24 protein-coding genes are annotated in these 26,204 nt (G+C 68.0%); 11 read left to right on the top strand and 13 right to left on the bottom strand.

What is annotated here, in order from left to right:
• Positions 1–112 precede the first annotated feature (112 nt).
• Entirely contained in the window at positions 113–1,555 is a 1,443-nt protein-coding gene (locus ACIQTX_RS08250) for a helix-turn-helix domain-containing protein (protein WP_402971091.1), read from the top strand.
• A 36-nt stretch (positions 1,556–1,591) separates the two neighbouring features.
• Here ACIQTX_RS08250 and ACIQTX_RS08245 read toward each other — a convergent pair whose 3' ends face one another.
• The 4 genes from ACIQTX_RS08245 to ACIQTX_RS08230 form a co-directional block, all read right to left on the bottom strand.
• Positions 1,592–2,638, bottom strand: a complete 1,047-nt coding sequence (locus ACIQTX_RS08245; protein ID WP_402971088.1) for a winged helix DNA-binding domain-containing protein — start codon at positions 2,636–2,638, stop codon at positions 1,592–1,594.
• A 44-nt stretch (positions 2,639–2,682) separates the two neighbouring features.
• Positions 2,683–4,131, bottom strand: coding sequence for a glyceraldehyde-3-phosphate dehydrogenase (locus ACIQTX_RS08240; protein ID WP_036274616.1), 1,449 nt, complete (start codon positions 4,129–4,131; stop codon positions 2,683–2,685).
• Between the two features lie 167 nt (positions 4,132–4,298).
• On the bottom strand, positions 4,299–4,826 hold the full coding sequence (locus ACIQTX_RS08235) for an HNH endonuclease (RefSeq protein WP_402971084.1): 528 nt from the start codon (positions 4,824–4,826) through the stop codon (positions 4,299–4,301).
• Positions 4,718–5,326 carry a DUF222 domain-containing protein gene (locus tag ACIQTX_RS08230; RefSeq protein ID WP_402971082.1) on the bottom strand — a complete coding sequence of 203 codons (609 nt, stop codon included), beginning with the start codon at positions 5,324–5,326 and terminating at the stop codon, positions 4,718–4,720. Before ACIQTX_RS08230 ends, ACIQTX_RS08235 begins: the two co-directional genes overlap by 109 nt.
• Positions 5,327–5,915: 589 nt before the next feature.
• On the opposite strand from ACIQTX_RS08230, the gene ACIQTX_RS08225 reads away from it, so the two are divergent.
• The 3 genes from ACIQTX_RS08225 to ACIQTX_RS08215 all read left to right on the top strand — a co-directional run bounded on the left by ACIQTX_RS08225 (position 5,916) and on the right by ACIQTX_RS08215 (position 7,062).
• Positions 5,916–6,284, top strand: a complete 369-nt coding sequence (locus ACIQTX_RS08225) for a DMT family transporter (protein ID WP_402971079.1) — start codon at positions 5,916–5,918, stop codon at positions 6,282–6,284.
• Entirely contained in the window at positions 6,281–6,604 is a 324-nt protein-coding gene (locus tag ACIQTX_RS08220) for a multidrug efflux SMR transporter (RefSeq protein ID WP_105526708.1), read from the top strand. Before ACIQTX_RS08225 ends, ACIQTX_RS08220 begins: the two co-directional genes overlap by 4 nt.
• 77 nt (positions 6,605–6,681) lie before the next feature.
• On the top strand, positions 6,682–7,062 hold the full coding sequence (locus ACIQTX_RS08215) for a DUF4259 domain-containing protein (RefSeq protein ID WP_402971076.1): 381 nt from the start codon (positions 6,682–6,684) through the stop codon (positions 7,060–7,062).
• A 19-nt stretch (positions 7,063–7,081) separates the two neighbouring features.
• Here the strand turns inward: ACIQTX_RS08215 and ACIQTX_RS08210 are convergent, their stop codons facing one another.
• From ACIQTX_RS08210 to ACIQTX_RS08195, 4 genes are all read right to left on the bottom strand, one after another.
• The gene (locus tag ACIQTX_RS08210) at positions 7,082–7,747 is read right to left on the bottom strand and encodes an SDR family oxidoreductase (protein WP_402971073.1); all 666 of its coding nucleotides are present in this window, start codon (positions 7,745–7,747) and stop codon (positions 7,082–7,084) included.
• 31 nt (positions 7,748–7,778) lie between these two features.
• The gene (locus tag ACIQTX_RS08205) at positions 7,779–8,315 is read right to left on the bottom strand and encodes a hypothetical protein (RefSeq protein ID WP_402971071.1); all 537 of its coding nucleotides are present in this window, start codon (positions 8,313–8,315) and stop codon (positions 7,779–7,781) included.
• 158 nt (positions 8,316–8,473) lie between these two features.
• On the bottom strand, positions 8,474–9,409 hold the full coding sequence (gene murQ, locus ACIQTX_RS08200; protein ID WP_402971069.1) for an N-acetylmuramic acid 6-phosphate etherase: 936 nt from the start codon (positions 9,407–9,409) through the stop codon (positions 8,474–8,476).
• The gene (locus ACIQTX_RS08195) at positions 9,399–10,310 is read right to left on the bottom strand and encodes an N-acetylglucosamine kinase (RefSeq protein ID WP_402971066.1); all 912 of its coding nucleotides are present in this window, start codon (positions 10,308–10,310) and stop codon (positions 9,399–9,401) included. The genes murQ and ACIQTX_RS08195 overlap by 11 nt, the downstream gene beginning before the upstream one ends.
• 97 nt (positions 10,311–10,407) lie before the next feature.
• Between ACIQTX_RS08195 and ACIQTX_RS08190 the strand changes: the two genes are divergently transcribed.
• Positions 10,408–11,265, top strand: a complete 858-nt coding sequence (locus ACIQTX_RS08190) for a MurR/RpiR family transcriptional regulator (protein WP_402971063.1) — start codon at positions 10,408–10,410, stop codon at positions 11,263–11,265.
• A 75-nt stretch (positions 11,266–11,340) separates the two neighbouring features.
• Here ACIQTX_RS08190 and ACIQTX_RS08185 read toward each other — a convergent pair whose 3' ends face one another.
• Positions 11,341–12,060, bottom strand: a complete 720-nt coding sequence (locus ACIQTX_RS08185) for an alpha/beta fold hydrolase (RefSeq protein ID WP_402971060.1) — start codon at positions 12,058–12,060, stop codon at positions 11,341–11,343.
• Between the two features lie 101 nt (positions 12,061–12,161).
• Between ACIQTX_RS08185 and ACIQTX_RS08180 the strand changes: the two genes are divergently transcribed.
• Positions 12,162–13,616: a DUF222 domain-containing protein gene (locus tag ACIQTX_RS08180; protein WP_402971057.1), complete on the top strand. Its 1,455-nt coding sequence runs from the start codon at positions 12,162–12,164 to the stop codon at positions 13,614–13,616.
• Between the two features lie 442 nt (positions 13,617–14,058).
• On the opposite strand, the gene ACIQTX_RS08175 is transcribed toward ACIQTX_RS08180, so the two are convergent.
• The 4 genes from ACIQTX_RS08175 to ACIQTX_RS08160 form a co-directional block, all read right to left on the bottom strand.
• On the bottom strand, positions 14,059–15,174 hold the full coding sequence (locus ACIQTX_RS08175; RefSeq protein ID WP_028503959.1) for a sugar-binding protein: 1,116 nt from the start codon (positions 15,172–15,174) through the stop codon (positions 14,059–14,061).
• Between the two features lie 59 nt (positions 15,175–15,233).
• Positions 15,234–16,604 (bottom strand): multiple monosaccharide ABC transporter permease, encoded by a 1,371-nt coding sequence (mmsB, locus tag ACIQTX_RS08170; RefSeq protein ID WP_028503960.1) that lies wholly within the window; start codon positions 16,602–16,604, stop codon positions 15,234–15,236.
• The gene (mmsA, locus tag ACIQTX_RS08165) at positions 16,601–18,121 is read right to left on the bottom strand and encodes a multiple monosaccharide ABC transporter ATP-binding protein (protein ID WP_402972985.1); all 1,521 of its coding nucleotides are present in this window, start codon (positions 18,119–18,121) and stop codon (positions 16,601–16,603) included. Before mmsA ends, mmsB begins: the two co-directional genes overlap by 4 nt.
• Before the next feature lie 208 nt (positions 18,122–18,329).
• Positions 18,330–19,343 (bottom strand): LacI family DNA-binding transcriptional regulator, encoded by a 1,014-nt coding sequence (locus ACIQTX_RS08160; RefSeq protein ID WP_028503962.1) that lies wholly within the window; start codon positions 19,341–19,343, stop codon positions 18,330–18,332.
• A 180-nt stretch (positions 19,344–19,523) separates the two neighbouring features.
• Between ACIQTX_RS08160 and ACIQTX_RS08155 the strand changes: the two genes are divergently transcribed.
• The 5 genes from ACIQTX_RS08155 (at position 19,524) to ACIQTX_RS08135 (ending at position 26,166) form a co-directional block, all read left to right on the top strand.
• Positions 19,524–21,008 (top strand): amidohydrolase family protein, encoded by a 1,485-nt coding sequence (locus ACIQTX_RS08155; protein ID WP_402971052.1) that lies wholly within the window; start codon positions 19,524–19,526, stop codon positions 21,006–21,008.
• Between the two features lie 156 nt (positions 21,009–21,164).
• Positions 21,165–22,553: a serine hydrolase domain-containing protein gene (locus ACIQTX_RS08150; protein ID WP_402971049.1), complete on the top strand. Its 1,389-nt coding sequence runs from the start codon at positions 21,165–21,167 to the stop codon at positions 22,551–22,553.
• Positions 22,550–23,467, top strand: coding sequence for a serine hydrolase (locus ACIQTX_RS08145; protein ID WP_402971046.1), 918 nt, complete (start codon positions 22,550–22,552; stop codon positions 23,465–23,467). Before ACIQTX_RS08150 ends, ACIQTX_RS08145 begins: the two co-directional genes overlap by 4 nt.
• 83 nt (positions 23,468–23,550) lie before the next feature.
• Entirely contained in the window at positions 23,551–25,146 is a 1,596-nt protein-coding gene (locus ACIQTX_RS08140; protein WP_402971043.1) for an ABC transporter substrate-binding protein, read from the top strand.
• A gap of 21 nt (positions 25,147–25,167) precedes the next feature.
• Positions 25,168–26,166, top strand: coding sequence for an ABC transporter permease (locus ACIQTX_RS08135; protein ID WP_402971040.1), 999 nt, complete (start codon positions 25,168–25,170; stop codon positions 26,164–26,166).
• Positions 26,167–26,204 lie beyond the last annotated feature (38 nt).

Raw genomic sequence — 26,204 nt, 5'->3', positions numbered from 1 at the left:
GACTGGTGCTCCTTTGAAGTGTGGGGCGTTGCACCTATCTTCTTCCGGTTCGGCGGCGTCTTTCGGCCATATCGGGCGATAAGAACATGAATTCTTTCGCTAGACTCAAGGAATGGCGTCCTCCGGCATTCACCTCACGACTCTCGGCCACCGCATCCGTCACCACCGGCTCGAGAACGGGTTCACCCTCGACGAGCTCGGTGCGCTCGTCGGCGTCGCGGGCTCGCAGCTGAGCCTGATCGAGAACGGCAAGCGTGAACCCAAGCTCTCACTGCTGCAGGCGATCGCGCACGCCACGAGCACCGAGGTGACCGATCTCATCTCCGGCGAGCCGCCGAACCGTCGCGCCGCACTCGAGATCGCACTCGAACGTGCACAGGAGAGCCCGGTCTTCCGTCAGCTCGGCGTCGCGCCGGTGCGCGTGACCAAGGGCATGAGCGACGAGACGATCGAGTCGGTCCTGGGCTTGCACCGAGAACTGGAGCGCCGGGAGCGCGAAGCCATCGCGACGCCGGAAGAAGCACGGCGCGCGAACACCGAGCTGCGGCTGCGCATGCGCGCGCAGAACAACTACCTCCCCGATATCGAGAAGCTCGCGGAGAAGCACCTCAAGGCCGCGGGGCACGTGCAGGGCGCGCTGACCCACCGCACGGTGAGCATCATGGCCGAGAAGCTGGGCTTCGAGCTGATCTACGTGAACGACCTCCCGCATTCCACCCGTTCGGTCACAGACCTCGAGAACGGGCGTATCTACCTGCCGCCGGCCTCCATCCCCGGCGGTCACGGTCTGCGCTCGATGGCGCTGCAGGCGATGGCTCACCGTTACCTCGGGCACCGGCCTCCGACCGACTACGCCGACTTCCTCCAGCAGCGCCTGGAGATCAACTACTTCGCCGCCTGCTGCCTGATGCCGGAGACCGCGGCCGTGGCTTTCCTGCAGCAGGCCAAGAAGGACCGCAACCTCGCTGTCGAAGACTTCCGCGACGCGTTCGGCGTGACGCACGAAGGTGCGGGCATGCGGATGACGAACCTGCTCACGCAGCACCTCGGCATGTCGCTGCACTTCCTGCGCGTGGACTCCACCGGCGCGATCACCCGCGTGTACGAGAACGACGACCTGCCGCTGCCGATGGATGTCACCGGCGCCGTCGAGGGCCAGCGGGTGTGCCGCAAGTTCCAAGCCCGCGCCGCGTTCACGCAGCAGAACCGCACCACCGAGCATCACCAGTACACCGACACCCCGTCCGGCACGTTCTGGTGCTCGACGCAGACCGGCTCATCGAGCGACGGGGAGTTCTCGGTCACGGTCGGGGTTCCGTTCGACGATGCACGCTGGTGGCGTGGACGTGAGACGAACGACCGGGCCGTGTCCACCTGCCCCGACGAGTCGTGCTGCCGACGCCCCTCGGAAGAGCTGACGGAGCGCTGGAACGGGCGGGCCTGGCCGAGCGCCCGTGTGCACACGCACATGTTCTCCCCTCTCCCCCGGGGTGCGTTCCCCGGCGTGGACGACAACGAGGTCTACAACTTCCTCGGGCGTCACGCGAGCGAGTAGTCGCGCGGCCGGGCGATCTGACGCTGCTGCGCCCGCTCAGTCGTCGGTGAACCGGGCGAAGCGGGCGAGGGCTGCGGCCACGGCGGCAGGATCCTCGGACTGGACGAACAACTCGGGCGGTGCATCCCTCGTCGCGCTCGCGTGCGACCAGGTGCCGATGACTCGTCCCCGCTCGATGAGGGTCGGACGCACCATCCCGTTCTTGCCGGGGCCGACGTCCGCCAGATGCTCCGGAGCGCAGACGGTCGTGCGGTCGGCGTAGGAGATGTAGTACTCGTCGAACGCGCCGAGGGCATGAGCGGATGCCGCACCCGTCGCGCGTCGCGGGCGTCGGAGCGCGGCGAAGAGTCCGGCGTCGACTTCGTCGACCCGGGAAGCGGCACGTTCAGCCGCCTCCCGCGCCTGCCCGAGCGTGAGCCCCGACCACCAGGCGAAGTCCGCGACACCGGCCGGACCGTGTCCGTCGATGTAGCGCACGAAGAGCTCGGCGAGCGGGTCGGCGGGGCGGTCGTGTTCGAGGATGTGGTCTTCGACGAGGACGAACCGCTGCTCGCGTGCGATCCCCTCACGTGCCACGACGGGCCCCTGGCAGATCAGGCCGTCGATCGTGAGGGTGAAGAGCAGATGGATGCCGCGCTGGCCTGCGGGGTCGATGCCGATGCCCTGGAGGATCTCGAACACCTCGGCGCGGGTGCGTCCGCCGTCGTGCAGGGCGGGGGTCAGGGCACGGGCGGTCGCGGCGATCATGTCGTCGTCGATGCCGAGGTCGCGGTGCCGCGAGGCCGCCTGTTGGCGCTGCCGCCCCGCGGTGACCTGCAGCATCCACCAGAGGTCTCGCGCCGGGACGGTGTGCAGCGTGCCGCGCATGGTCCAGCCCCGCACGATGTCGCCACGATCGAAGGCCCGATCGACGTCGCGCAGTCGAACCGGATCCTTGGTGCGGACGGCGAGCGCCCACCGGCCGGCTGTGAAGTCTTGGCTCTGCACGGCGAGCATGTGGTGCGCGGCATCCGTCACGGTGCGCGTCGGCGCGGTGAGGCGGTGCGATCGGAGACGCTCGGCGAGCAGGGTCGCAGTCTTCATGACCCCATCATGCCGGGCGCCCCCGACGCCGCGCACGGCTGCGCTCAGCCCTGCAGGGTCACCTCGCGGCGCTCGGGGAGCACGATCGGATGCGAGCCGGCCATGACCTCGAGCACGCGGATGACCTGGCACGAGTAGCCGAACTCGTTGTCGTACCAGACGTACAGGATGAGGGTGTCTTCGTCGGCGATCGTGGCGAGTCCGTCGACGATGCCCGCGCGGTGAGAGCCGACGAAATCGGTCGAGACGACGTCGGGGCTCTCGACATAGTCGATCTGCTGGCGCAGTTTCGAGTGCAGCGAGACACGGCGCAGGTAGTCGTTGACCTGATCCTTGGTCGCAGGGCGCTCGATTGTGAGGTGCAGCACCGCGAGCGAGACGTCGGGGGTGGGCACGCGGATCGAGCTGCCCGTGAGCTTGCCCTCCAGCTGCGGAAGTGCCTTGGCGACGGCCTTCGCGGCGCCCGTCTCGGTGATGACCATGTTGAGCACCGCCGAACGCCCGCGCCGGTCGCCCTTGTGGAAGTTGTCGATCAGGTTCTGGTCGTTCGTGAACGAGTGCACGGTCTCGACGTGTCCCTTGACGACGCCGTACGCCTCGTCGATCGCCGCGAGCACCGGGGTGATCGCGTTGGTCGTGCAGGAGGCGGCCGAGAGGATGCGGTCGCTCTCGACGACGCGATCGTCGTTGATGCCGTGGACGATGTTCTTCAGCGGGCTCTTCCCCGGCGCCGTGAGCAGCACGCGGGCGACACCCTTCGAGCGCAGGTGCTGCGAGAGGCCGGCCTCGTCACGCCAGCGTCCGGTGTTGTCGACAACGATCGCGTCGTGGATGCCGTGAGCGGTGTAGTCGATGGTCGCCGGGTCGTCGGAGTAGATCACCTGGATGCGGGTGCCGTTGGCGATGATCTGCTCGGCTTCTTCGTCGACCGTGACGGATCCGGCGAAGCGGCCGTGCACCGAGTCGCGCAACAGCAGAGAGGCGCGCTTGACGAGGTCGTTCTCGGCGCCGCGACGCACGACGATCGCGCGCAGCCGCAGTCCGCTGCCGCCACCGGTGTGGGCGATGAGGATGCGGGCCAAGAGGCGACCGATGCGCCCGAAGCCGTAGAGCACGACATCGGTGGGCTCGGCGGCGACAGCCCCCATCGCGGGTGAGAGTGCCTCGGCGAGGTAGGTGTCCAGCGGCTGGCCGCTCTCGGCGTGCTCGGCCACGAGGCGTGCAAGGTCGAGGGAGGACGCACCAGGCGAGAGCGAGTGGATCGCTTCCAGCACGGCGAGACTGTCTTCGATCGGGAGCCGTTCGTGCCCCAGCTGGGCCACGCGTTCGTGCACCTCGACGAGGCCGGTCGCCGACAGCCCGAGCAGCCGGTGTCCATGCAGGGAGGTGACCACGTCGTGTTCGCGTCGGAGCGCCCCGATGAGCGGGATCATCCGCTCAGCCAGCTCTTCGCTCTCGGTCCAGTCGTCGCGGTGTGCCGCGGAATCGTTCATCTGCGTCCTTGCATGTGTGAGCGCGCACCGAGATCGCCGGCGCGCGAGTTGCCGGGTGAATCGGGGGATGCGTCCAGCGTACAAGTCGCGGGAACCCGTGCCGAATCCGGATATCGAGAATCCGCGGCCGGGTCATCACACCGCGCTGACGTCCGGCTGCGCTGACGTCAAGCCGCGATGTCGAAGCGCGCTCGGCCGCCAAGCCGCGGGGTCTGCTCAGGGTCGACATATCGCGGCGGTATGAACCACACCTGCGCCGCGCTCCCGCTCCCGCTCCCGCTCCCGCTCCCGCTCCCGCTCCCGCTCCCGCTCCCGCTCCCGGCAGCATCGATGCAGATCTCCCACCCGTTGTCATGGATGCGGTGATGACATGTCTCGCACAGCAGCACCCCGTTGGAGAGATCCGTCGGCCCGTGATCACGTTTCCACCATCGGATGTGATGCGCCTTGGTCATCTCCGGTGGCAACCCACACATCGCACACCCCCCGTCCCGCTCGACCAGCGCCAACCGTTGCGCCCTCGTGAACAACCGTCTCTCCCGCCCCCAATCGAGAATCTCACTGTCCCCACCGAGAACACACGGAATCACGCCACCCCCGGCGGCCATCCGCCGCGCGGCTCCGACACTGACCGGCTGATCGACACCATCCACAGTCGCTGACCCGGTGCCAGCCTCAAGATCTTCGACACGCACCCGAACGACCACTGTGGCCCCGCCACCGGAACCCGCCGCTCGCACCCGAGCACGTGCGCGCAGAACACCGCGAGGGCATCAGCCTGGATCATCGGGACCGTCCGCCGATCCGCATCCGGAGCACCCGCGTCAGGCGTATCCTTCCGCGCGGCGAACGCCGCCGTCACGAACCCTCGGATCGCCGTCACCACCGGAGCCGCCGTCTCGACATCGAGGACCGCGTTCAGATGTACCATCCCATCCCGCTCGAACAGCGAAAGTGCGCGCTTGTTGCGGCGTTCTTCCTCCTGAGGCTCCACACCATCAGGGTCGAGCCACGCCTCCACCCTGACCACGAGCTTGCGCACATCATCGAGCGCCAGCCCCTGCGCCTTCTGCACCAGCATCCGCTCCCCTTCGGCGATGCGCTCCACCCCGGCGGCGACGCGGCACCGATCGAGCGCGGCGATGATCAGCGCCGCTGCGGGGGGCGCCGAGCGCACCCGAATCGAGCGCCTCACTCACCAGCGGATACTTCGCCGGTAGACGTGCGCCCAGGAGATCGCTACGCGGTGCCGTTGCCTCGCCCACCTTGACGAGACGCGAGGCATCACCCGTCGACACACCCGTTGTCGCGGCGATCAACGTCGCCGGGTTACGGAAGCCCTGCTGCTTGGCCAGGCTCTCGGCCCCGAGCTCGGGGCGGGACTCGCGAGAGATACACGCCGCCACCGAGACATGCACAGCGTCCAGCCGACGCCGCAGCACCCCGATCGATTCGCTCACCGCGATCAGTTGCTCTCTCGACAGTTCTCCCGAGTCACCGGCATCAGACCACACCTCATCGAGGCGGGACATCGCCTCGTGCAATGCGGTCAATTTCGACATACTTGATTTTACCGCAACCCAGGCAGACATTAGAAGTTTTGTTCGATTCAATGCCGGGATATCAGCGGTGCATCTGCCCCTCACCCGGCCCCAGAGCCGCCCTCGCCGAATGCACGTGCCCGCCACTGCACGTGCCCGCACTGCAACGCTCAGCCGCCGCCCGAGGGAATCCTCCGCACGCCCCTCGCGTTTCTCCCCCTGACACTCCACGAAAGGCCCCCGATGACAGATCGCCCTCGCCGCTCGGCGTGGCCACCCCTCCTGGTCGCGATCGGGCTCGAGGTCACGGCGACCCTCTCGCTGCGCGCGGCCGAGGGGTTCACTCATCCGCTCTGGCTGATCGTCGTCGTTCTCGGCTACTCCGGCTCGTTGTGGCTGCTGTCGGTCGTGCTCGATCGCGGGATGCCGGTAGGCGTCGCGTACGGCATCTGGTCGGCGTTCGGTGTCGTGCTCACCGCCGTGTTCGGCACCGTGCTGTTCGGCGAGCTGCTGGGCCCCGTGCAGATCATCGGCGTCGGCGTGATCGTGGTCGGCGTGCTGCTCGTCGAACTCGGTTCACACAAGCGCGAGTCGACGGAGGTCGCCTCATGACCTGGGTGCTGCTCGGGCTCGCGATCGTCAGCGAGGTCACCGCGACGCTGAGCCTGCGCGCATCCGAAGGCCTGCGTCGCCGCCGCTGGATCCCCGTGATCGTGGTCGGCTACCTCGCCGCCTTCACGCTGCTCGGCACGATCCTCGCGCTGGGGATGCCAGTGGGCGTCGCGTACGGCATCTGGGCCGCGGCCGGGGTCGCACTGACCGCGGTGCTGGGCCGGGTGATCTTCAAGGACCATTTCTCGGCCATGATGGCCGTCGGCGTCGCGCTCATCGCGGTCGGAGTAGGGATGATCGAATTCGGCGGCGGCCACTGACGACCACGCGCCTGCAACGTCGCCGCAGCATGATTCACTGGTTCCCGAACGGCAACTGACAGAGCGAAAGGCGCACCATGGGCACTTGGGGACCGGGGAACTTCGACGACGACACGGTCGCTGACGGACTGAGCGAGATCACGGACGATCTCATCGCGAAGATCGCCGAGTCGTTCGCCGATGAGGACGATGACACCGAGCTGCAGCCCGACGAATGGGGCGGCAGCATGGTGCCGGCGTGGCTGGAGATCCTCACCGACATCGGATCGGCGGGCCGCGTCGGCGCGACGTTCCCGCCGAGCACCACACTGGAAGCGTGGCGGGACCGCTACGTCCGTGTCTGGGACGGTTACATCGACGAGCTCGAGCCCGATGAGGACTACCGGAAGGACCGGCGTCAGGTCATCGTGTCGACCTTCGACCGCGCCGTCTCCCTCGCGCACGAGCGCGAGCAGTAGACAGGGCGCCTCAGCCCTCTCAGTATTCCGCCGAGAACGCGCCGTCGGACTTCAGCAGCTGCCCCGAGATCCAGCGGCCCTCGTCCGACACGAGGAATTCCACCACGGCCGCCACATCGGCGGGCCGTCCGAGCCGACCGAGCGGGGTCATACCCGTCAGCTCTGTACGCGTCTCATCATCCATCCATCCGGTGTCGATCGGGCCGGGGTTGAGGACGTTCGCGGAGATCCCCCGAGGGCCGAGCTCGCGCGCGGCAGAGATGACGAGCCGGTCGAGCGCGCCCTTCGATGCGCCGTACGGGAGGTTGCCGGTCACGTGGTCGCTGGTGAGCGCCAGGATCACTCCCCCGTCGTCGCCGGCCTGCCGCGCGAACGCCGCGATCAGCAGCAGACTCGCCCGCGCGTTCACGGCGACATGCAGGTCGAAGCTCTCGGCAGTGGTGTCGAGGATCCCCGATTCCACGTCGTGCGCGTGGCTCAGGATGAGCGCCGAGATCGGACCGTGCGCGGCGTTCACTTCGGCGATCAGCGCCTCGGGGCCTTCATGCGTCGAGAGATCGGCGGGGTGGTCGGCGTCCTGCAGGTCGCTGGTGACGACGGTCCAGCCGGCGGCGCGCAGTCGAGGCACGATGCCGGCGGCGATGCTGTCGGCCCGGGCGGCGCCGGTGATCAGAGCGAGGGGCATGCCGCCACGCTAGCGGAACCCGGCCCCCGCATCAGGTGGCGAGACACATCACGGCGGCACCGGCAGCCAGCGCCCACGACTCGACCGCGATGAGGCGTGCGGTGCGCCCGTGATGGATCGGTTCGACGATCCAGTCGGCGACGACCGTCCACAGCACCACGCCGATCACTCCGGCGACGATCAGCACCGACAGCAGACCCGAGAGGCCGCCATGCCCTCCGTGCACTCCGGTGCTCGCCTCCGCGGCCGCCCCCGTCGCCGCGCTCTCGAACGAGCAGACGGCCAGGAGCACGGCGATGAGCGCACGACGGAAGCACTCGCCGGCTGCCGGCGTTCCGCGCACCCCGACCGTGCCGAGCATGGCGGAGAGCAGCAGTACGGCTCCGAGCACCAAAGCGACCATGGCGACGCCACCCACGAGCGCGGTCGCGACCATCGCCGCCGCCATGATCATCACCGCCTGCCGGCCCTGCCACGGCACCGAGCGTCCTGCGATCAGCGAGGCCACGACCGCGACGACCGCAGCGCCGACGAGCAGCCAGGGCGCTGCCGGCACGAGATCATCCACACCCGAATCCTATTGACGCCGGAGCGTCGCAGGGCCGCGGGCGCGGCATCCGGAAATCCGCGAGTGCGGCGATCAGGCCAGGGGTGCGATCAGGGGCGCGCAGAAATCAGTGGAATGCAAAAATCACGCGAGGGGGTGCGATCTGGAGCGTACAGAGCTCAGGCGAGCGCAGCGATCGCGTCGCGGAGGATGCCGTCGGCGTCGTCGAGGGCGGAGGCTGCGTCCTGCGGCGTCGCATCGGCCGCCAGCATCAGCAGCGCGAGCTTGACCGAACCCTCCGCCGCCCGCAGCGCGGCGGCTGCCTGGTCGGTGTCGACTCCCGCGAGCTGCGACACTGTACGGATGGAGCGCGCGTGGAGCTTCTCGTTCGTCGCGAGCAGGTCGACCATCACGCCGCGGTACGTCTTTCCGAGGTTGATCATCGACAGCGTCGTGAGCATGTTCACGACGAGCTTCTGCGCCGTACCGGACTTCAGCCGCGTCGATCCGGAGATGAACTCGGGGCCGGTGACGACCTCGATCGCGATCTCCGCAGCAGCCCCGATGTCCGAGCCGGCGTTCGATGCGATCGCCGCGGTGAACGCGCCCACGCTTCGGGCGTAGTTCAGTCCGCCCACGACGTATGGCGTGCGTCCGGATGCGGAGATGCCGACGACAGTGTCGTTCTCGGAGAGGCCGAGATCGCGCAGCGAGAACTCCGCTGCGGCATCGTCATCCTCGGCGTTCTCGACCGCCGAGCGGATCGCGGTCTCGCCGCCAGCGATCAGGCCGACCACCATCGAGGGGTCGGTGCCGAAGGTCGGCGGGCACTCGCTCGCGTCGAGCACACCGATGCGCCCTGCGGTGCCGGCGCCGATGTAGATGAGCCGCCCACCCCGGCGGAATCGCTCGGTGATGCCGTCGACGGCGATCGCGATCTCCGCAGCACGCTCGGCGACAGCCTCGGGCACCCGACGGTCTTCGGCGTTCATCCGCCGCACGAGCTCGGCCGTGCCCAGCAGATCGAGGTCGCCGCGTTCGGTCGTCGAGGCCTCGGTGTCGAGGCGATCGAGCACGGTGAGGAGGGCGGCGAGGCGGGAGTCGTCATTCGGCACGGTGGACGAACCTTTCGTGGGGGAGGTCGTTGCGGTGCGCGAGCAGCAGCGCACCGTCGAGCGCGTCACCGCTCGCGGGCACGACCCGGCGACCGGCGGTCTGGAGCGAGAGGGTCAGGGATTCGCGGAACCATGCGTGGTCGGCGAGACCGCCGTGGACCACGATGTCGGCGGTGCGCACCGAAGCTGCGGTCGCCGTTGCGGTGAGAAGTCGGATGCCCTCGGCGACGATCTCGCGAGCCACAGCATCGCCCGCCTCTGCCGCGTCGAGGACCAGGGGTGCAAGCGTCGCGAGGCGCCGCGGGAGTGGTCCACTTCGAGCGAGCCACGCCTGGATGTCGGATGCTGCGCCGATGGGTGCAGCGATCGCCTGCGCCAGAGCAGTCTTCGGGGCCAGCCCGTCATCTGCGCGCAGAACAGCACGCAGGGTCTCTCGACCGAGCCATGAACCGCTGCCGAAGTCACCGAGCTCCGGCCCCCACCCGTCGATGAGTCGTGCGCCATCGGCGTCGATGCCGAGTGCCACCGCTCCGGTTCCCGCGATGAGGAGCACACCCTCACCACCGTCGAGCGCACCGGCGTGCGCGGTGACGACGTCAGAGGCGACAGCGACCCCGGCATCGGTGGCGCTGGCCAGTCGGGAAGCCAGTTCCTGCGCGGCAACCGGAGCCATCCATGCCCCTGCGGCACCGACGCCGATCAGATCGATGTCGGTGGGGGAATCGATGTCGGTGTGGGAGAGGAGCGGGACGATCGCGTCGAGCGCTGCGGTCACCCCGTCGGCAGCGGCGAGGCCGGGGGTGCCCACGCCAGCGCGTTCCACGCGCGTGCCCTCGCCGGTGATCACCACGCGGCACCGCGACTTGCCGAGATCGACGGATGCGGTCATGCGCGCGCTCATCGGCTCTCCTCGGTGTTCAGAAAAAGGGGTAGTGAAAAGAGACTACATGCGAAGTAGACTCAACGAAAAGAATTTACACCGCACCGACGGAGGACCGATGAGCATCCAGTCGACGATCGAAGCCGCCGCCTCGACGCTGCCGCCGTCGCTGGCCCGCATCGCGCTGGTGGTCCGCGAGAACCCGTCCCTCGTGATCGAGAACACGATCAACGAGCTCGCCGAGGAATGCCAGACGTCCGTCGCATCCGTCGTGCGCTTCTGCCGCGCGATCGGCTTCAGCGGTTACGCTCCGCTCCGCATGGCACTGGCCGCAGAGCTCGGCAAAGAGGCCGCTCAGTTCTCCGCCAGAGGCGCCTACGGCTCCGAGATCTCCGACGGCGACACACTGCGCGAAGCGGTGTCGAAGGTCGCCTCCCTCGAACTCCTGGCGATCGAGGAGACCGTCGCCCAGCTGGATTTCGAGGTGCTCGAGGCGGCGGTCGACGCGATCGACCGCGCCGAACGCATCCTCCTCTACGGGCTGGGCGCCAGCCGATTCGTCGCAGAAGACCTCACCCACAAGCTCCTGCGCGTCGGCCGGAACGCACATATGCCCGCCGATCCGCACGAGGCCGTCGCAGTGTCCGTGCTGCCCACCGCGCCGACCGTCGCGATCGGGTTCTCCCATTCGGGTTCGACGCTCGAGACCGTGCGGTTCCTGGAGACCGCGCGCGCCAGCGGTGCCGCGACGATCGCGGTCACGTCGGCGAAGGACTCCCCCCTCGCCCGCGCGGCCGAGCACCCGCTGTTCACCGAGGTGCGCGAGTCGACGTTCCGCGCCGGCGCCATGGTGAGCCGCATCGCCCAGCTCACCCTCGTGGACTGTCTGTTCATCGGCGTCGCGAAGCGCCGATACGCCGAGACCGTCGACGCCCTGCAGCGCACCGGCCAGGCGACCCGCGCACTTCGAGGCTGAACGGCCGCAGCGGGTCCTCTCCCGCTCGCGCGCGAGCGGGAGAGGACCACGAGCACCGCTCCGCGTCGCGACCGCTCAGGCGTCGCCGAACATCTCGGGGAGCGAAGCAGTGAACTCGTCGAAATGGCTGTACCAGACAGTGTGGGCGGCATTCGGGATGCTGCGGACCACCACTCCCCCGTTCTCGAACCGCCGGGCATCCTCATCACCGACCCACGTGCTCGGGTCGGCGCGAATCACGATGGAACCCGGTGCCGCCTCCCACGTCATATCGGGTCCGCACGACAGGGAGGCCGACGTCGCCGGGTCGAAGCGAGCCGCAGCCCTGGCCTCCACCACGGCATCCTCCTCCGAGTAGAAGGGACGGGCTTGACGCAACCTCTCCGGACGCAGCCGCGCGAGTCTGTCCCGTGCGTAGTCGGCCGTGAGAGCACGGCGATCACCGCCTCCGACAAGGGAGAGCGGGGCGTCGACGTACACCGCCAGCTTGGGCCTCAGTACAGGCGCGGCGGCCGCGAGAACGGTCGCGCCATAGGAGTGTCCGACAGCGTCGACAGACCGCCCCGGAGCGAGATGCCGAACAGTCTCCACGACAGAGGCTGCGGCTCGCTCGATGGTCAGCTCTGGATCCCGCGGGGAGAGCCCATGCCCGGGGAGGTCGAGGGCCAGCACGCGGTAGCCGCGATCAGCGAGGAGCGGGACGACCCGCCACCAGCTCTCGGCGGACCCCATGAAGCCGTGGAGCAGGACCGCCGTGCGCGGGCCGTCGCCGGTATCGATCGCGTGCAGGAGCATCGGATCAGTCAATCAGGTTCGTTACCGTTTCGTGACCACATCGCATTCTTAGAGCTTCGAATTCCCCTTCGAATGTCGGTGGTCTCTGATGGACTGAAGCCATGACCGCACTCCTCGACGCGACCGACTCCCAGATGGCGATGCTCGCCGATCTGGTCGCGTCGCTCGAAGCGGCCGAAGCGACGCTGAGCAGCATGCAGGCTGCTCGCGACGGCATGCTCGCGATGGCGGGCCGCCTCGCTGTCGACATCGCGCGCGAGTCCGCGCACCCCGACCATGGCGACATGGCCATCCGCACGGTGGCGGCCGAGATCGGCGCAGCGCAGCGGGTGAGCGACCGCACGATCGAGCGGCGCATGGCTGAGGCGTCGTGGCTGGTGGAACGGTTCCCCGCGGTCTGGGCGGCCCAGGGCGAAGGGCGCATCAGCGGCGCACATTCACGCGTGATCGTCGAAGCGGGCACCCACCTCGACGACGCCGTCGATCGCCAGGCCTACGCGGCAGAAGCCGTGACGCTCGCCGAGTCCGAGTCTCCGAACCGACTCCGACGACTCGCACGAAGGCTCGCCGAGCGGTTCCAGGAGCGCACGATCACCGAACGACACCGCGACGCCCGCGAGAAGCGGCGCGTGTGGGTGAAAGACCTCGACGACGGTATGGCCGAGCTGGGCGCGCACGGCCCGGCCGCTCTCGTGCACGGCATGTTCGACCGACTCTCCCAGATGGCGCATGCCGTGAAAGAGGAGAACGCCAGGGCTGCGAAGGCCGCCGCGAGCGGCACCAACACCGACATCGACACCGACACCGCAGGAGAGCATTCCGTCGGCGAAGAGTATGTGGCAGACGAGCGCTCGGTCGACCAGCTGCGCGCGGATCTGCTCTCCGACCTCGTGCTCACCGGCGCACCGACCGGACACGACACGACCGAAGGGCTGCTCGGCGCGATCCACGCCCGTATCGAGGTGTCCGTGCCGGTGATGACGCTGATGGAAGACGATCAGGCGGGTTCGGAAGCGAACGACCTCGACCTCACCGGCCTCGGTTTCGGCGATGGCCTCGACCGCAGACTTGGCGGCATCGATCCCCGGTTGACCGACCGCGACCTGCCTCCTGCTGAGCTCGACGGCACGACGCCGATCGACGCGAGAACAGCCCGCGCGCTGGCCGGCTCTGCGTCGGGTTGGGACCGCGTGTTCACGCATCCGATCTCCGGCGCGATGCTCGCGGTCGATCGATACCGTCCGAGCGAGCATCTGCGACGGCACCTTCGAGCGCGAGACCAACGCTGCAGGTTCCCGGGATGCGGAATCAGGGCGAGAAAGTGCGACCTCGACCACAATCACGCCGCTGCGAGCGGAGGACCGACCTCCGATACGAACCTCTCCGCGTTCTGCCGACGTCATCACATGCTCAAGCACAACTCCCCGTGGCATGTCGAGCAGCGGGCGGGCGGCGTCTTGGAATGGACGAGCCCGACCGGACGCGGTTACATCGACAGGCCACCGACCCAGAACACCGTCGTGTTCACCGAGACGTCTGTTCCTTCACCGTTCTGACGAGCCTCGGGCGGCCTGACCATCCGACGACCTGGCGAGCTTCCGACGGCCTGACGAACCGACGAGACGCGGGCGGCCTGACCATCCGACGAGCTGACGAGCTGACGAGCTGACGAGCTGACGAGATTCCGACGCCCTGACGAGCCGACGGGACTCGGGCGGGCTGACGAGCTGACGAGCTGACGAGATTCCGACGCCCTGACGAGCCGACGGGACTCGGGCGGGCTGACGAGCTGGCGAGATTCCGACGTGACGAACCGACAACCCGACGACCGGACGAACCGACGAACGAACGAGTCCCGGACGAGACTCCGACAACCCGACGAACAGACGTGACCCGGCGTCCGAAGGACTCGCACCTGGGTCCGGCGCACACACGCGAACGAGCCGCCCGGACCTGGAGGTCTGGACGGCTCGCTCGGTGCTGCGGGTACTGCTTCTGTTACTGGTACGACTTCACGATCTCGAGGAGGCTCGGGACGTTGGCGTAAGCCTCAGCCGCGTTCTCCTTCGTGACGATGATCGGGTCGAGCAGGTACGACGGGACGATCTTCTTGCCGTTGTCGTACTGCTCGGTGTCGTTGACGTCGACCTCCTCGCCCTTCTGGAGCTGGCCGACCATCTTGATCGACTGCTCGACGAGGAGCGTGGTGTCCTTGTTGATCGTGGAGTACTGGATGCCCTCCATGATCGACTTGACCGACTCGACCTCGGAGTCCTGACCCGTGACGACCGGGACCGGCTTGCCTGCACCCTGCACCGAGGTGATGATGGCGCGGGCGAGGGTGTCGTTCGGGGACAGGACGCCGTCGAGCGTCTCGGAACCGTACGAGGAGGTGAGCAGCGAGTCCATACGGCGCTGCGCGTTCTCCGGCTTCCAGCCCTCGGTCGCGGTCTGCGCGATCTCGGTCTGGCCGGAGACGACCTTCAGCGTCCCGTCATCGATCTTCGGCTGGAGAACCTCCATCGCGCCGTTGAAGAACACCGGCGCGTTGGCGTCGTCCGGCGAGCCCGAGAACAGCTCGATGTTGTACGGCGCCTCGTGGCCTGCGCGCTCAGCGAGACCGTCGAGCAGCGCCTGCCCCTGCAGCTGGCCGACCTTGAAGTTGTCGAACGCGACGTAGTAGTCGACGGCCTCGGTGTTCTCGATCAGACGGTCGTACGCGATGACGGTGACGCCGGCGTCGCGGGCTGCCTCGACCTGCGTCGACAGCTGCTTGCCGTCCTTCGCACCGATGATGATGACCTTGGCGCCACCGGTGACCATCGCCTGGATCTGGTTCTGCTGCTCGGCGACCGTGTTGCTGGCCGGCGCGTACTGCACGTCGGCCTTGAAGCCGGCCTCCTTCAGACCATCGGTGAACAGCTGACCGGCGAGAACCCAGTTCTCGGAGGTCTTGTCCGGAAGGGCGACGCCGATCGTGGCGTCGGCGGCGAAGCCCTTGGCCTCGTCTCCCGATCCGGAACCGGTGTCACCGCCGCGCTCCGAGGAGCAGCCGGTGAGGGCGAAGGCGCCCGCGACGACAAGCGCTGTCGCCGACAGAAGAATCTTCTTCATGTGATCTCTTTCTCTGGTGTGTGAAGGTCCAGGCGCGTGTGCGGTGCGCGACTCGACCCCTACTTTCCGCGCGTCTCGTCGACGGCGGGGGCTTCGTACTTCTGGCTGGTGGGGTAATTGGCCTTCGGGTCGAAAGTCTCGAGTGCGGGGTCTTCCTTGCGACCGAACCGTCGCGTCAGGAACCCGATGATCGAGGGGCGGCCCTGCTGCTTGTTCCAGACGTCGACACCGACCGCGAACAGGAGCACGAGGCCCTTGATCATCGAGACCACGTCAGCGCCGGCGCCGAGCAGCGCGAGTCCGTTGTTGAGGAACGCCATCACGAGACCACCGATGATCGACCCGATCACGGTGCCGATGCCGCCCGAGACGGCGGCGCCACCGATGAAGACCGAGGCGATGGCGTCGAGCTCCCAACCGTTGCCGTCCTGCGGACCGGAGGCCGTGGCGCGGGCCACGTAGATCATTCCAGCGAGCGAGGCGAGAACCGACATGTTCATCATGACGAAGAAGTCGACCCAGCGGTCCTTCACGCCCGACAGACGCGCCGCCTGGCGATTGCCACCGACGGCGTAGATGTGGCGGCCGAACACGGTGTTGTTCGTGATGAACGAGTAGAGGATGACGAGGGCGAGCAGGATGACGCCCGAGATCGGGAAGCTGGTCCCTTCACGCCCTGTAGCGAACAGCCACCCCGCGATGAGGATCACGGCCGAGATCAGCACGACCTTCGTGATGCTCACCCAGCGGGGCGCCATGTCCGAGCCCATCTTTGCCTGCGCGCGGCGGGTGCGGATCTCCGAGATGACGATCCACAGCACACCGATCAGGGCGAGGACCATCGTGAACACGTTGAACGGCACGGGGATGAACGACAGCTCGGGCAGGTAGCCGGCGCCGATGACCTTGAACCCCTCCGGGATGGGGATCGACTGCGAGTCGCCGACCCACTGGTTCGCACCACGGAAGAAGAGCATGCCCGCCAGCGTCACGATGAATGCGGGCACCCCGACATAGGCGACCCAGAATCCTTGCCAGGCACCCACCAGCACGCCTACGCCGAGACCGAGGAGGATAGCCAGCGGCCACGGCAGATCCCAGTCCGCCATGGCCTTGGCGACGACGATGCCGGTGAACGCCGCGACCGATCCGACCGACAGATCGATGTGCCCCATGATGATGACCATCACCATGCCGATCGCGAGGATCAGGATGTAGGAGTACTGGTTGACGACGTTGATCAGGTTGCCCGACGAGAGCGTGAGTCCCTGACCTTTGAAGATCCAGGTCAGCACCTGGAAGACGACCAGGATCACGACGAGGCTGCCGAGGATGCCGAACTGGCGGAGGGTCGACTGGCCGCCGCCGAACATCTTCGTGATGTCCTTGAAGTGGAAGCCGCGCTTCGTGGCGGTGGTTTCGGTGGTCATGCGGATGCTTTCTGGGTCGCGGAGGTCATGCTGCGCATGAGGTCCTCAGGTGTCGCCTGATCGGCCGGGATGCAGTCGGTGACCCGACCTTCGAAGACGGTGTAGATGCGGTCGGAGATGCCGAGGAGTTCGGGCAGCTCGCTGGAGATGACGATGACGCCCTTGCCCTGCGACGCGAGCTGGTTGATGATCGCGTAGATCTCGTACTTGGCGCCGACATCGATACCGCGGGTGGGCTCGTCGAGGATCAGCAGGTCGGGGTCGGTGAACATCCACTTCGCCAGCACGACCTTCTGCTGGTTTCCGCCGGAGAGCTTGCCGACGCCCTCTTCGACGGAAGGGGTCTTGATGCGGAGCGCCTTGCGGTACTCCTCGGCGACCGCGAACTCGGCACGCGAATCGACGACGCCGCGCTTGGCGATCTTGGAGAGCTTGGCCGCGACGACCGACCGCTTGATCGTGTCGAGCAGGTTGAGCCCCAGTACCTTGCGGTCCTCGCTGACGTACGCCAGCCCGTGCTTGATCGCCGATGCCACGTCGTACAGGGCGATCTCCTGACCGTCCTTGATCAGAGTGCCGGAGAGGAACGAGCCGTACGACCGGCCGAAGATGCTCATCGCGAACTCGGTGCGCCCTGCGCCCATGAGGCCGGCGATACCGACGACCTCGCCACGGCGCACGTTGATGCTCGATCCCTTGACGACCATGCGCTCGGGAACGGTCGGATGCTGCACCCACCAGTCCTTGACCTCGAAGAACACCTCGCCGATCTCGGGCGTGCGATCGGGGTACCGGCTCTCGAGCGAGCGGCCGACCATCCCGCGGATGATGCGGTCTTCGTTGATCTCGCCACGGGAGATGTCGAGCGTCTCGACGGTGCGACCGTCACGGATGATCGTGATCTCGTCGGCGATCTGCTCGATCTCGTTGAGCTTGTGGCTGATCATGATCGACGCGATGCCCTTGGCCTTGAGCCCGAGGATCAGGTCGAGCAGGTGCTGCGAGTCGTTCTCGTTGAGGGCTGCGGTCGGCTCGTCGAGGATCAGCAGCTTGACGTCCTTGTTGAGCGCCTTCGCGATCTCGATCAGCTGCTGCTTGCCGACGCCGAGGGTCTTGATCTGCGCGTCGGGGTCTTCACTCAGCCCGACCCGGGCGAGGAGCTCGATCGTCCGCTCCTTCTGCGCCTGCCAGTCGATGCGGCCGAGGTGCTGGATCTCGTTGCCGAGGAAGATGTTCTCGGTGACGGAGAGCTCCGGGATCAGCGCCAGCTCCTGGTGGATGATCGCGATGCCGGCCTGCTCGCTGGCGACGATGTCCTTGAAGCGCTGCTCTTCCCCGTAGAGCAGGATCTCTCCGTCGTAGGTGCCGTACGGGTACACCCCGGACAGGACCTTCATCAGAGTCGACTTCCCGGCACCGTTCTCGCCGCAGATCGCATGGATCTCCCCAGCGCGGACGGTGATCGAGACGTCGGCGAGTGCCTTGACCCCTGGGAACTCCTTGGTGATGCTGCGCATCTCCAAGATGGGGCCTGACACGGTAGGCAACGTTGCTGTGGTGCTCACGGATCTTTCCTCGCGACGTGCGGTCACCTTCGATGTGACCGTTCACATTGGATTACATCGTCCACTCACGACGATCCTCTGTCAAGTCCGCGCGCCGATTTCGTGTCGCTACCGTGATGCATCCGAGCGAAAATGCTGGGAGCGGTCCCGTCGCGAAGCGCTATCTCGACGCGGCGGACTCGCGCGCACGCACGATGGTCTGCAGCGGACCGAACTCCGGCAACTGTTCGCCGCGGATCTGCGCGAGGAGGATGCGCACGGCACGCCGCCCGAGCTCGGGGAAGTCCTGGTGCACGGTGCTGAGCGTCGGTGCGACGTGGGCGGCGACCGGGATGTCGTCGAACCCGATGACGCTCACGTCGTGCGGGACCCGCAACCCGGAGTCGCGGAAGCCGTGCAGCAACCCGATCGCCATCAGGTCGTTCGCGGCGAAGACCGCCGTGAAGTCCCGCCGGAGCGACAGCTCCTTGCCCGCGAAATAGCCGAAGTCCGCCGTCCAATCGCCGCGGATGGGCGGGAACGTCGGCAGGTCGGCCTCGCGCAGGCCGTCGAGATATCCGCGCATGCGCGACTCCGCCTCGATCCAATCCTGAGGCCCGGCCAGATGCAGGATATCGCTGTGGCCGAGCGAGATCAGATGCTCCGTGGCCGCCCTGGCGCCCGCCACCTGGTCGGCCGACAGACTCACTCCGTCCGAGCCCGATGCCGTCTGCAGGGTCACGAAAGGCATGTCGACGGACATGCCGCGAAGCACATGGAACACCCGCACCTGCGGGGCGAGCACGACGATCCCGTCGACCTGCTCGCGCGACAGCTGGCGCACCGCATTGCCGATGGCCTCCGGCGTCGTATCGGCGAGGTTCAGGGTCGAGACGGAGTAGCCCTCTTCACGCGCCGCGTCCTCGATGCCGGCGATGGACGAGGTCGGACCGAACTCCCCGATCGTCGCGGACAGGATCCCCAGCATGTTGGACTTGCTGGTGACCAGAGCGCGGGCGGCGAGGTTCGGCCGGTAGTCGAGCACCGAGATCGCATCGAGAACCTTGGCCTTCGTCTCGGGCCTGATGCTCGGATGATCGTTGAGCACTCGGGACACGGTCTGATGCGAGACCCCGGCGAGTCGCGCGACGTCGCGGATACTCGGCAACCGCGCACGCTCGGAGGCGGTGGACATCACTTGCCTCCTTGCGTGTGCACGGTCACATCCCCACTACATTATGTCTGTCGCGGCTGCTGCGTGCACCTCTCGGCGATCGGGTCCTCCCAGACCGGGTTGTGCGTCGGCACCGGAACGACCGCCTGGTTTCGTCCGACGGCACCGGAACGGGCCCGTCCTGCATGGCATGGTGACAGCGTGGACACTCTGCTGCGCGGCGGGCGCGTCATCGACCCGAAGACCGAAACCGACCGGATCACCGACCTCCTGATCGCGGACGGACGCGTGGCCGCTCTCGGCGACGGACTCACGGCACCGACCGATGCCGAGGTCGTCGACGTCTCCGGCCTGATCGTCGGACCGGGCTTCGTCGACCTGCACAGCCACGTGCACTCGATCGCGGGGCAGCGGCTGCAGGCGATGGACGGTGTCACCACCGCGCTCGATCTCGAAGCAGGGCTGATGCCGATCGCCGAGGCGCTCGCGCGGGCCGCTGCCGACGGGCGACCGTTGAACTACGGCTTCTCCGCCTCCTGGTCGCAGGCACGGGCGTACGCCCACCTCGACCGGGTACCCGTCGCCGACTTCACGGCGTCGATGGACCTGCTCGGCAAGCCGGACTGGCAACGGGCCTCCTCCCCCACCGAACGCCGACGTTGGCTGGGCCTGCTCGAAGACGAGCTCGGTGCCGGCGCACTCGGGATCGGGGTGCTCATGGGCTACGCACCGCGCTCCGATCCGGACGAGTATCTCGATCTCTCCCGCCTGGCCGCCGCCGCGCACGCCCCGACCTTCACACACGTGCGCGAACTGATCGAGGCCGACCCGCGCACCCCGATCGACGGGTCTGAGGAGCTGGTCCGCGCCGCAGCCGAGACCGGAGCCGCGATGCACCACTGCCACGTCAACAGCACCTCGCTGCGCCACGTCGACCGTGTGCTCGCCCTCCTCGACCGGAGCCGTGCCGCCGGCTCCCGCGTCACCGTCGAGGCGTACCCCTACGGCGCGGGCAGTACCGCGATCGGGGCCTTCTTCCTCGCCCCGGAGAAGCTCGCTGGTCTCGGCATCACACCGAGCTCTCTCGTGCTCGTCGACACCGGCGAGCGCATCGCCGACGAGGCGAGACTGCGCGAAGTGCGCGCGACCGATCCGGGGGCGACCTGCATCGTGACGTTCCTGGACGAGGCCGACCCCTTCGACCGCGCGCATCTGCACCGAGCCCTCGCCTACCCCGACTCGATCGTCGCGAGCGATGCGATGCCGATCTCCTGGACGGGCAGCGACGGACGCACGGTGTACGAGCAGCGCGAGTGGCCGCTGCCCGCCGGCGGGCACACCCACCCGCGCACGGCAGGGACCTTCACGAAGTCGCTGCGTCTGATGGTCCTCGAGAGCGCGACCTGGAGCTGGCTCGAGGCGTTCCGCCGCTGCTCCTTCCTGCCGGCACGCGTGCTCGACGAGGTCTCATCCGGCATGCGGGGCAAGGGGCATCTGACGGTCGGAGCGGATGCCGACATCGTGGTCATCGACCCGGCGACCCTCACCGACCGTGCCACCTATACCGACCCGACCCGTCCCTCGCGAGGCGTCCGCCAGCTGTATGTGCACGGCGCTCCCGTGGTGCGCGGCGGCGAGATCGTGACCGATGCTCTGCCGGGGCGCCCCGTGCGCGGAGACGCCTGACCAGGAATCCGCCGGAGCGGGATCCTTCGTCCGGACGAACCAACGTCTGCGCAAGTCTCGTCGTCGGGCACCAACGAGTCGACGGAACACGCGAATAGTCTCGGCCCCATCGCCGTCGCCCCGAAGACGACGGCCACTCGACGAAGAGGAGCGCACGTGTCCGACCTGAACGAAATCGGCAGCTGGGTGCGGGAGAACCTTCCCACGATGCTGGCCGACGCGCATATCCCTGCAGCATCCGTCGCGATCCTGGCCGGTGGCGAGATCTTCACCACCGCCGCCGGGATCCTCAATCGCAACACCGGCGTCGAAGCCGACGAGGACTCGGTCTTCCAGATCGGCTCGATCACGAAGACCTGGACGGCGACGCTCATCATGCAGCTCGTCGATGAGGGCCTGCTCGACCTCGACGCCCCGGTGCGCGATACCGTCCCCGCGTTCGCGATCGGCGACGACGCCGCGGCGAGCGCGATCACCGCTCGACAGCTGCTGAGCCACGTGAGCGGGTTCGAGGGCGACCTGTTCAACGACACCGGGATGGGCGATGACGCCGTGGAGAAGTACCTCGCAACGATCGCCGATGCCCCGCAGCTCTTCACCCCCGGCGAGCGCTTCTCGTACAACAACGCCGCATTCGTCGTGCTCGGTCGCATCGTCGAAGTGCTGCGCGGCACCTCGTACGACCAGGCGCTGCGCACGCACCTCGCCACTCCTCTGGGGCTCACGCACGTGGCGACCACGGCCTCCGAGGCGATCATGTTCCGGGCAGCCCTCGGGCACATCCCCGCCGAGGGCAGCGACGAGCCGGTCCCCGCGCCCGTCTGGAGCCTCGTGCGCTCGAACGCCCCTGCCGGGTCGATGCTCGCCATGACGGCGCGCGACCTCGTGAGCTACGCCCGCATGCACCTGGACGGCGGTGTCGCCCCCGACGGGACCCGCATCCTGTCCGAGAAGAGCGTCCGCGCGATGCAAGAGCGTCAGGTCGATCTCCCCGAGCTCGGCATCATGGGCGACGCGTGGGGTCTCGGCTGGGAGATCTTCGACTGGGACGGCGGGCCGGTGATCGGCCACGACGGCGGCACGATCGGCCAGAACGCGTTCCTGCGCATGGTCCCGTCCGCCGGCGTCGCCGTCGCGATCCTCACGAACGGCGGGCGGACCGTCGACGCGTACCACGCGATCACCGCGAAGGTGCTCGCCGCTCTCGCCGGGGTCACTATGCCTGCGTTGCCGGCGATCCCGGCGTCGCCCGTCGCGGTCGACGTGGAGCGGATCCTCGGCAGCTACTCCTCGTCGGTGTCGGACTCGACGGTCCGGATCGACGACGACGGTCGTATCTGGCTCGAGCGCACCATGAAGGGAATCTTCGCCGAGCTCGGCCCGGCGCCGGAGCCCGTCGAACTCGTCGGCTGGGAGGGAGACACCCTCATCCCCCGTGAACCACAGAACGGCATGCACATGCCGCACGCGTTCGTGGGCGACGACGGCTCGGGGCGTGCTCTGTACCTTCACACCGGACGCGCCGACCGTCGGGTCGGCGCATGACCGTGGCCACGGCGACCACGTCGGACATCGGACAGGACATCGCCGAGATCTTCGCGGATGCCGGGGCCACGGGTTTCCTGCACGCGCGACAGATCGGTGTCGTCGACGGCCCCGAGGTGAACGCGGGTGCCGACGAGCCGGTGGTGCTCGCGTCGGTCTTCAAGATCCTGGTGCTCACCGCCTTCGTCCGAGCCGTCGCCGCCGGTGACCTCGACCCGACCGAGCGCACCACCGTGACGGCCCGCTACCGCATCGGCGGTGTGGGCACAGCCGGCTTCGCAGACGATGTCGAGGCGAGCTGGCGTGATCTCGCGCTGAACATGATGACGATGAGCGACAACGCGGCCACCGACGTGATCTATCACCGCCTCGGCGCCGACGCCGTGAACCGGGTCGTCAGCGATCTGGGTCTTCAGAAGACGCGCCTCATCGGATGCTGCGAAGACCTCTTCGCCTCCGTGGTCGCCGACCTCGGCGGTGATGCCGACAGCGATCTGGACGAACTGCTCGAAGGCGCGACCGCTGAGCAGATCCTCGCGCTCGACGCGGTGCATCCACTCAAGACCTCGCACTCCACCCCGCGTGAGGTGGCGACACTGTTGAACGCACTGTGGACCGACACCGCGGCACCGGCAGACGCCTGCCGCCAGGCACGAGACATCATGGCTCTGCAGATCTGGCCGCATCGGCTGACCTCCGGGTTCCCCGGCGAGGTCAGCCTCGCGGCGAAGACCGGCACACTGCCCACCTGGCGCAACGAGGCCGGCGTCGTGACCTATCCCGATGGGCGCCAGTACGCAGTGGCGGTGTTCACCCGCGCCGGATCGCTCGCCGACCGGCAGCCGCTCGTCGACGCCTCGATCGGCCGTGCGGCCTTCGCCGCCGTCGAGCACCTGCGCGCACAGACCGTCTGACCCGCACCACCCACCCCTGCACCATTCCGCTGCACCATCCCGCAATCACCCTGCACCATCCCGAACACTGCTGGAGGCTTCTGATGCGTTCTCGTACCCCGCTGATCGCGCTGCTCGGCGCTGCGGCGCTCGCCCTGACATCCTGCGCCGCCGGCGCCCCTCCCGGCGGAGGTGACAGCACCGACGGAGTTCTCGCCGACGGCAAGACCTTCACATCGGTGATCTCGACCGATCCGGGAAGCCTGGATCCGTTCGTCACCGTGATGTCGGTCGCCCGCTCGATCGACCGGTTCCTCTACGCCCGCCTGGTCGAGGTGATGGAGGACGGCAGCATCACCTCCGGCCTCGCCCAGTCGTGGGAGGCCGACACGACCACTGCGACCTTCACGCTGCGCGACGGTCTCACCTGCGAGGACGGCACGCCTCTCACGGCGACCGACGTCGCGGCGAACATCACCCACATCGGCGACCCGGCCAACGGCTCGCCACTGGTCGGGCTGCAGGTGCAGCCGGGGACCGCGGCGGTCGGCGACGATGAGGCCGGCACCGTCACCGTCACCAGCGGGCACCCCGACTCGTTCCTGATCGAGAACATCGGCAGCATCTCGATCGTGTGCGGCACGGTGATCGACGACCCCGACGCCCTCGCGAAAGGCGAAGGATCGACGGGCATGTTCACGATGACCGAGATAGCGCCCAACAGCCAGTACACCCTCACGCGACGGGACGACTTCGCCTGGGGTCCGGGCGACTGGGACCCGAAGCAGAAGGGCCTGCCCGACAGCGTGGTCTTCCGCGTGGTCCCGAACGAGACCACCGCCACGAACCTGCTTCTCTCCGGCGAGGTCAACGCGGCCACGGTGATCGGCCCCGACACTGCACGCGTCGAGGACGCGGGGCTCTTCCACACGTCGATGGAGACCCCGGGCGGATCCTTCACCTTCAACCAGGCGGAAGGACGGCCCACGGCCGACCAGGCCGTGCGCGACGCCCTGATGGAGGCCCTCGACCTCGACCAGATGCGTCAGGTCATCGGCAGCGGCAAGGCCACCGTGCCGACGGGGCTCGTCACCGTATCCCCCAACCCGTGCCGTGCCGACACCGTCTCGGGGCACCTCCCCGAGCTCGACGTCGACGCGGCGGCCGCAGCCCTCGACGATGCCGGCTGGACGGCTGGATCCGACGGGGTGCGTTCGAAGGAAGGCAAGACTCTCACCCTCCGGATGATCTACTCCTCGCAGCTCGGAGACGCCGGCAACGCCGCGGCCGAACTCGCCCAGGCCGCCTGGAAGGACCTCGGTGTCGACATCAGCGTCACCGCCGTCGATTCGCCGACCCTCAGCGAAGTGCTCTTCTCGACGGGCGACTGGGATATCTCCGCCGCGCCGCTGACGGTCTCGCTGCCGAGCATGCTCGTGCCGTTCTACTCCGGACCGACCCCGCCCAACGGCACCAACTTCGCCTCCATCGACAACCCGGACTACACGGAGGCCGTCACCACCGCATCCACCAAGGCCGGCAGCGAGGGCTGCGACGACTGGGCCGCCGCCGAGGAAGCACTGTTCGAGACGACCAGCGTGGTGCCGTACGCGAACATCTCCCGGATGACCTTCGCGACCAGGGCGACCTTCACCGAGGGCGACGGCATCGACCCCACGTCGATCCGCATGTACGAGTAAACCGAAGACCGGAGACAGCCGATGGCCAGCACCACCGCCACGCAGGCGATACTGATCAGATCCGCACGGTCGGACAACCCCTGGGTGTCCTTCCTGGTCCGTCGCGGAGGGCAGTTCGTCCTCTCGGTGTGGGTGCTGGTCACGGCTGCCTTCCTCATGATCCATCTCGTGCCGGGCGACCCGGTGCGCGCAGCCCTCGGGCTGAACGCCCCGGCAGAGCTCGTCGAGGCCAGGCGCGCGGCACTCGGCCTCGACCAGCCGCTCATCGTGCAGTACTTCCGCTACATCGGCGGGCTGTTCACCGGCGATATGGGCACGTCCATGATCACCAGCCAGCCGGTGTCCGAGATCATCGCCACCCGGCTCCCCGCGACTCTGCAGCTCGCCCTGCTCGCGGTCGTGCTGGTGCTGCTGGTCGCCGTCCCCCTCGGGGTGACCATGGCCGTCGCCACTCGCGGCGGCCGACGACGCGGCCTCGAGCTGGCGTTCGCCACTGGGTCGGTGATCCTGGCCGCCATCCCCGAGTTCCTCCTCGCCGTCGGCCTCGTCTACGTGTTCGCCGTCTCGCTCGGGTGGTTCCCGGTGGCAGGCAACACCGCCCCGCTCTCGCTCGTCCTCCCCGTGCTCGCACTCGCGGTCGGACCGATCGCCGTGTTCTCGCGCATCATCCGGGTCGAGGTGCTCTCGGTGATCGGCCAGGACTTCATCCGCACCGCACGCGCCAAGCGACTCGCCCCGCACCGCATCTACTCGCGCCACGCGCTGCCGAACGCCATGACCGCGACGCTGACCCTCACCGGGCTCCTCCTCACGGGCATGGTCGCCGGCACCGTGCTGGTCGAGAACGTCTTCGCCTGGCCGGGCCTTGGCACCATGATCGTGCAGTCGATCCTCACCAAGGACTACTCGGTCGTGCAGGGCATCGTGCTCGTCTACGGCGTCGGCGTACTCGTCGTGAACCTCGTGATCGACGTGATCCTCGCGCTCCTCGATCCTCGCTCCACCATCAGGGAGGCATGATGTCGGCACGCACGGCATGGTCAGGTATCGACGCCATC

Source organism: Microbacterium sp. NPDC090281 (genome assembly GCF_044769635.1).
Lineage (GTDB): Bacteria > Actinomycetota > Actinomycetes > Actinomycetales > Microbacteriaceae > Microbacterium.
This window is presented reverse-complemented; position numbering and strand designations above follow the sequence as displayed.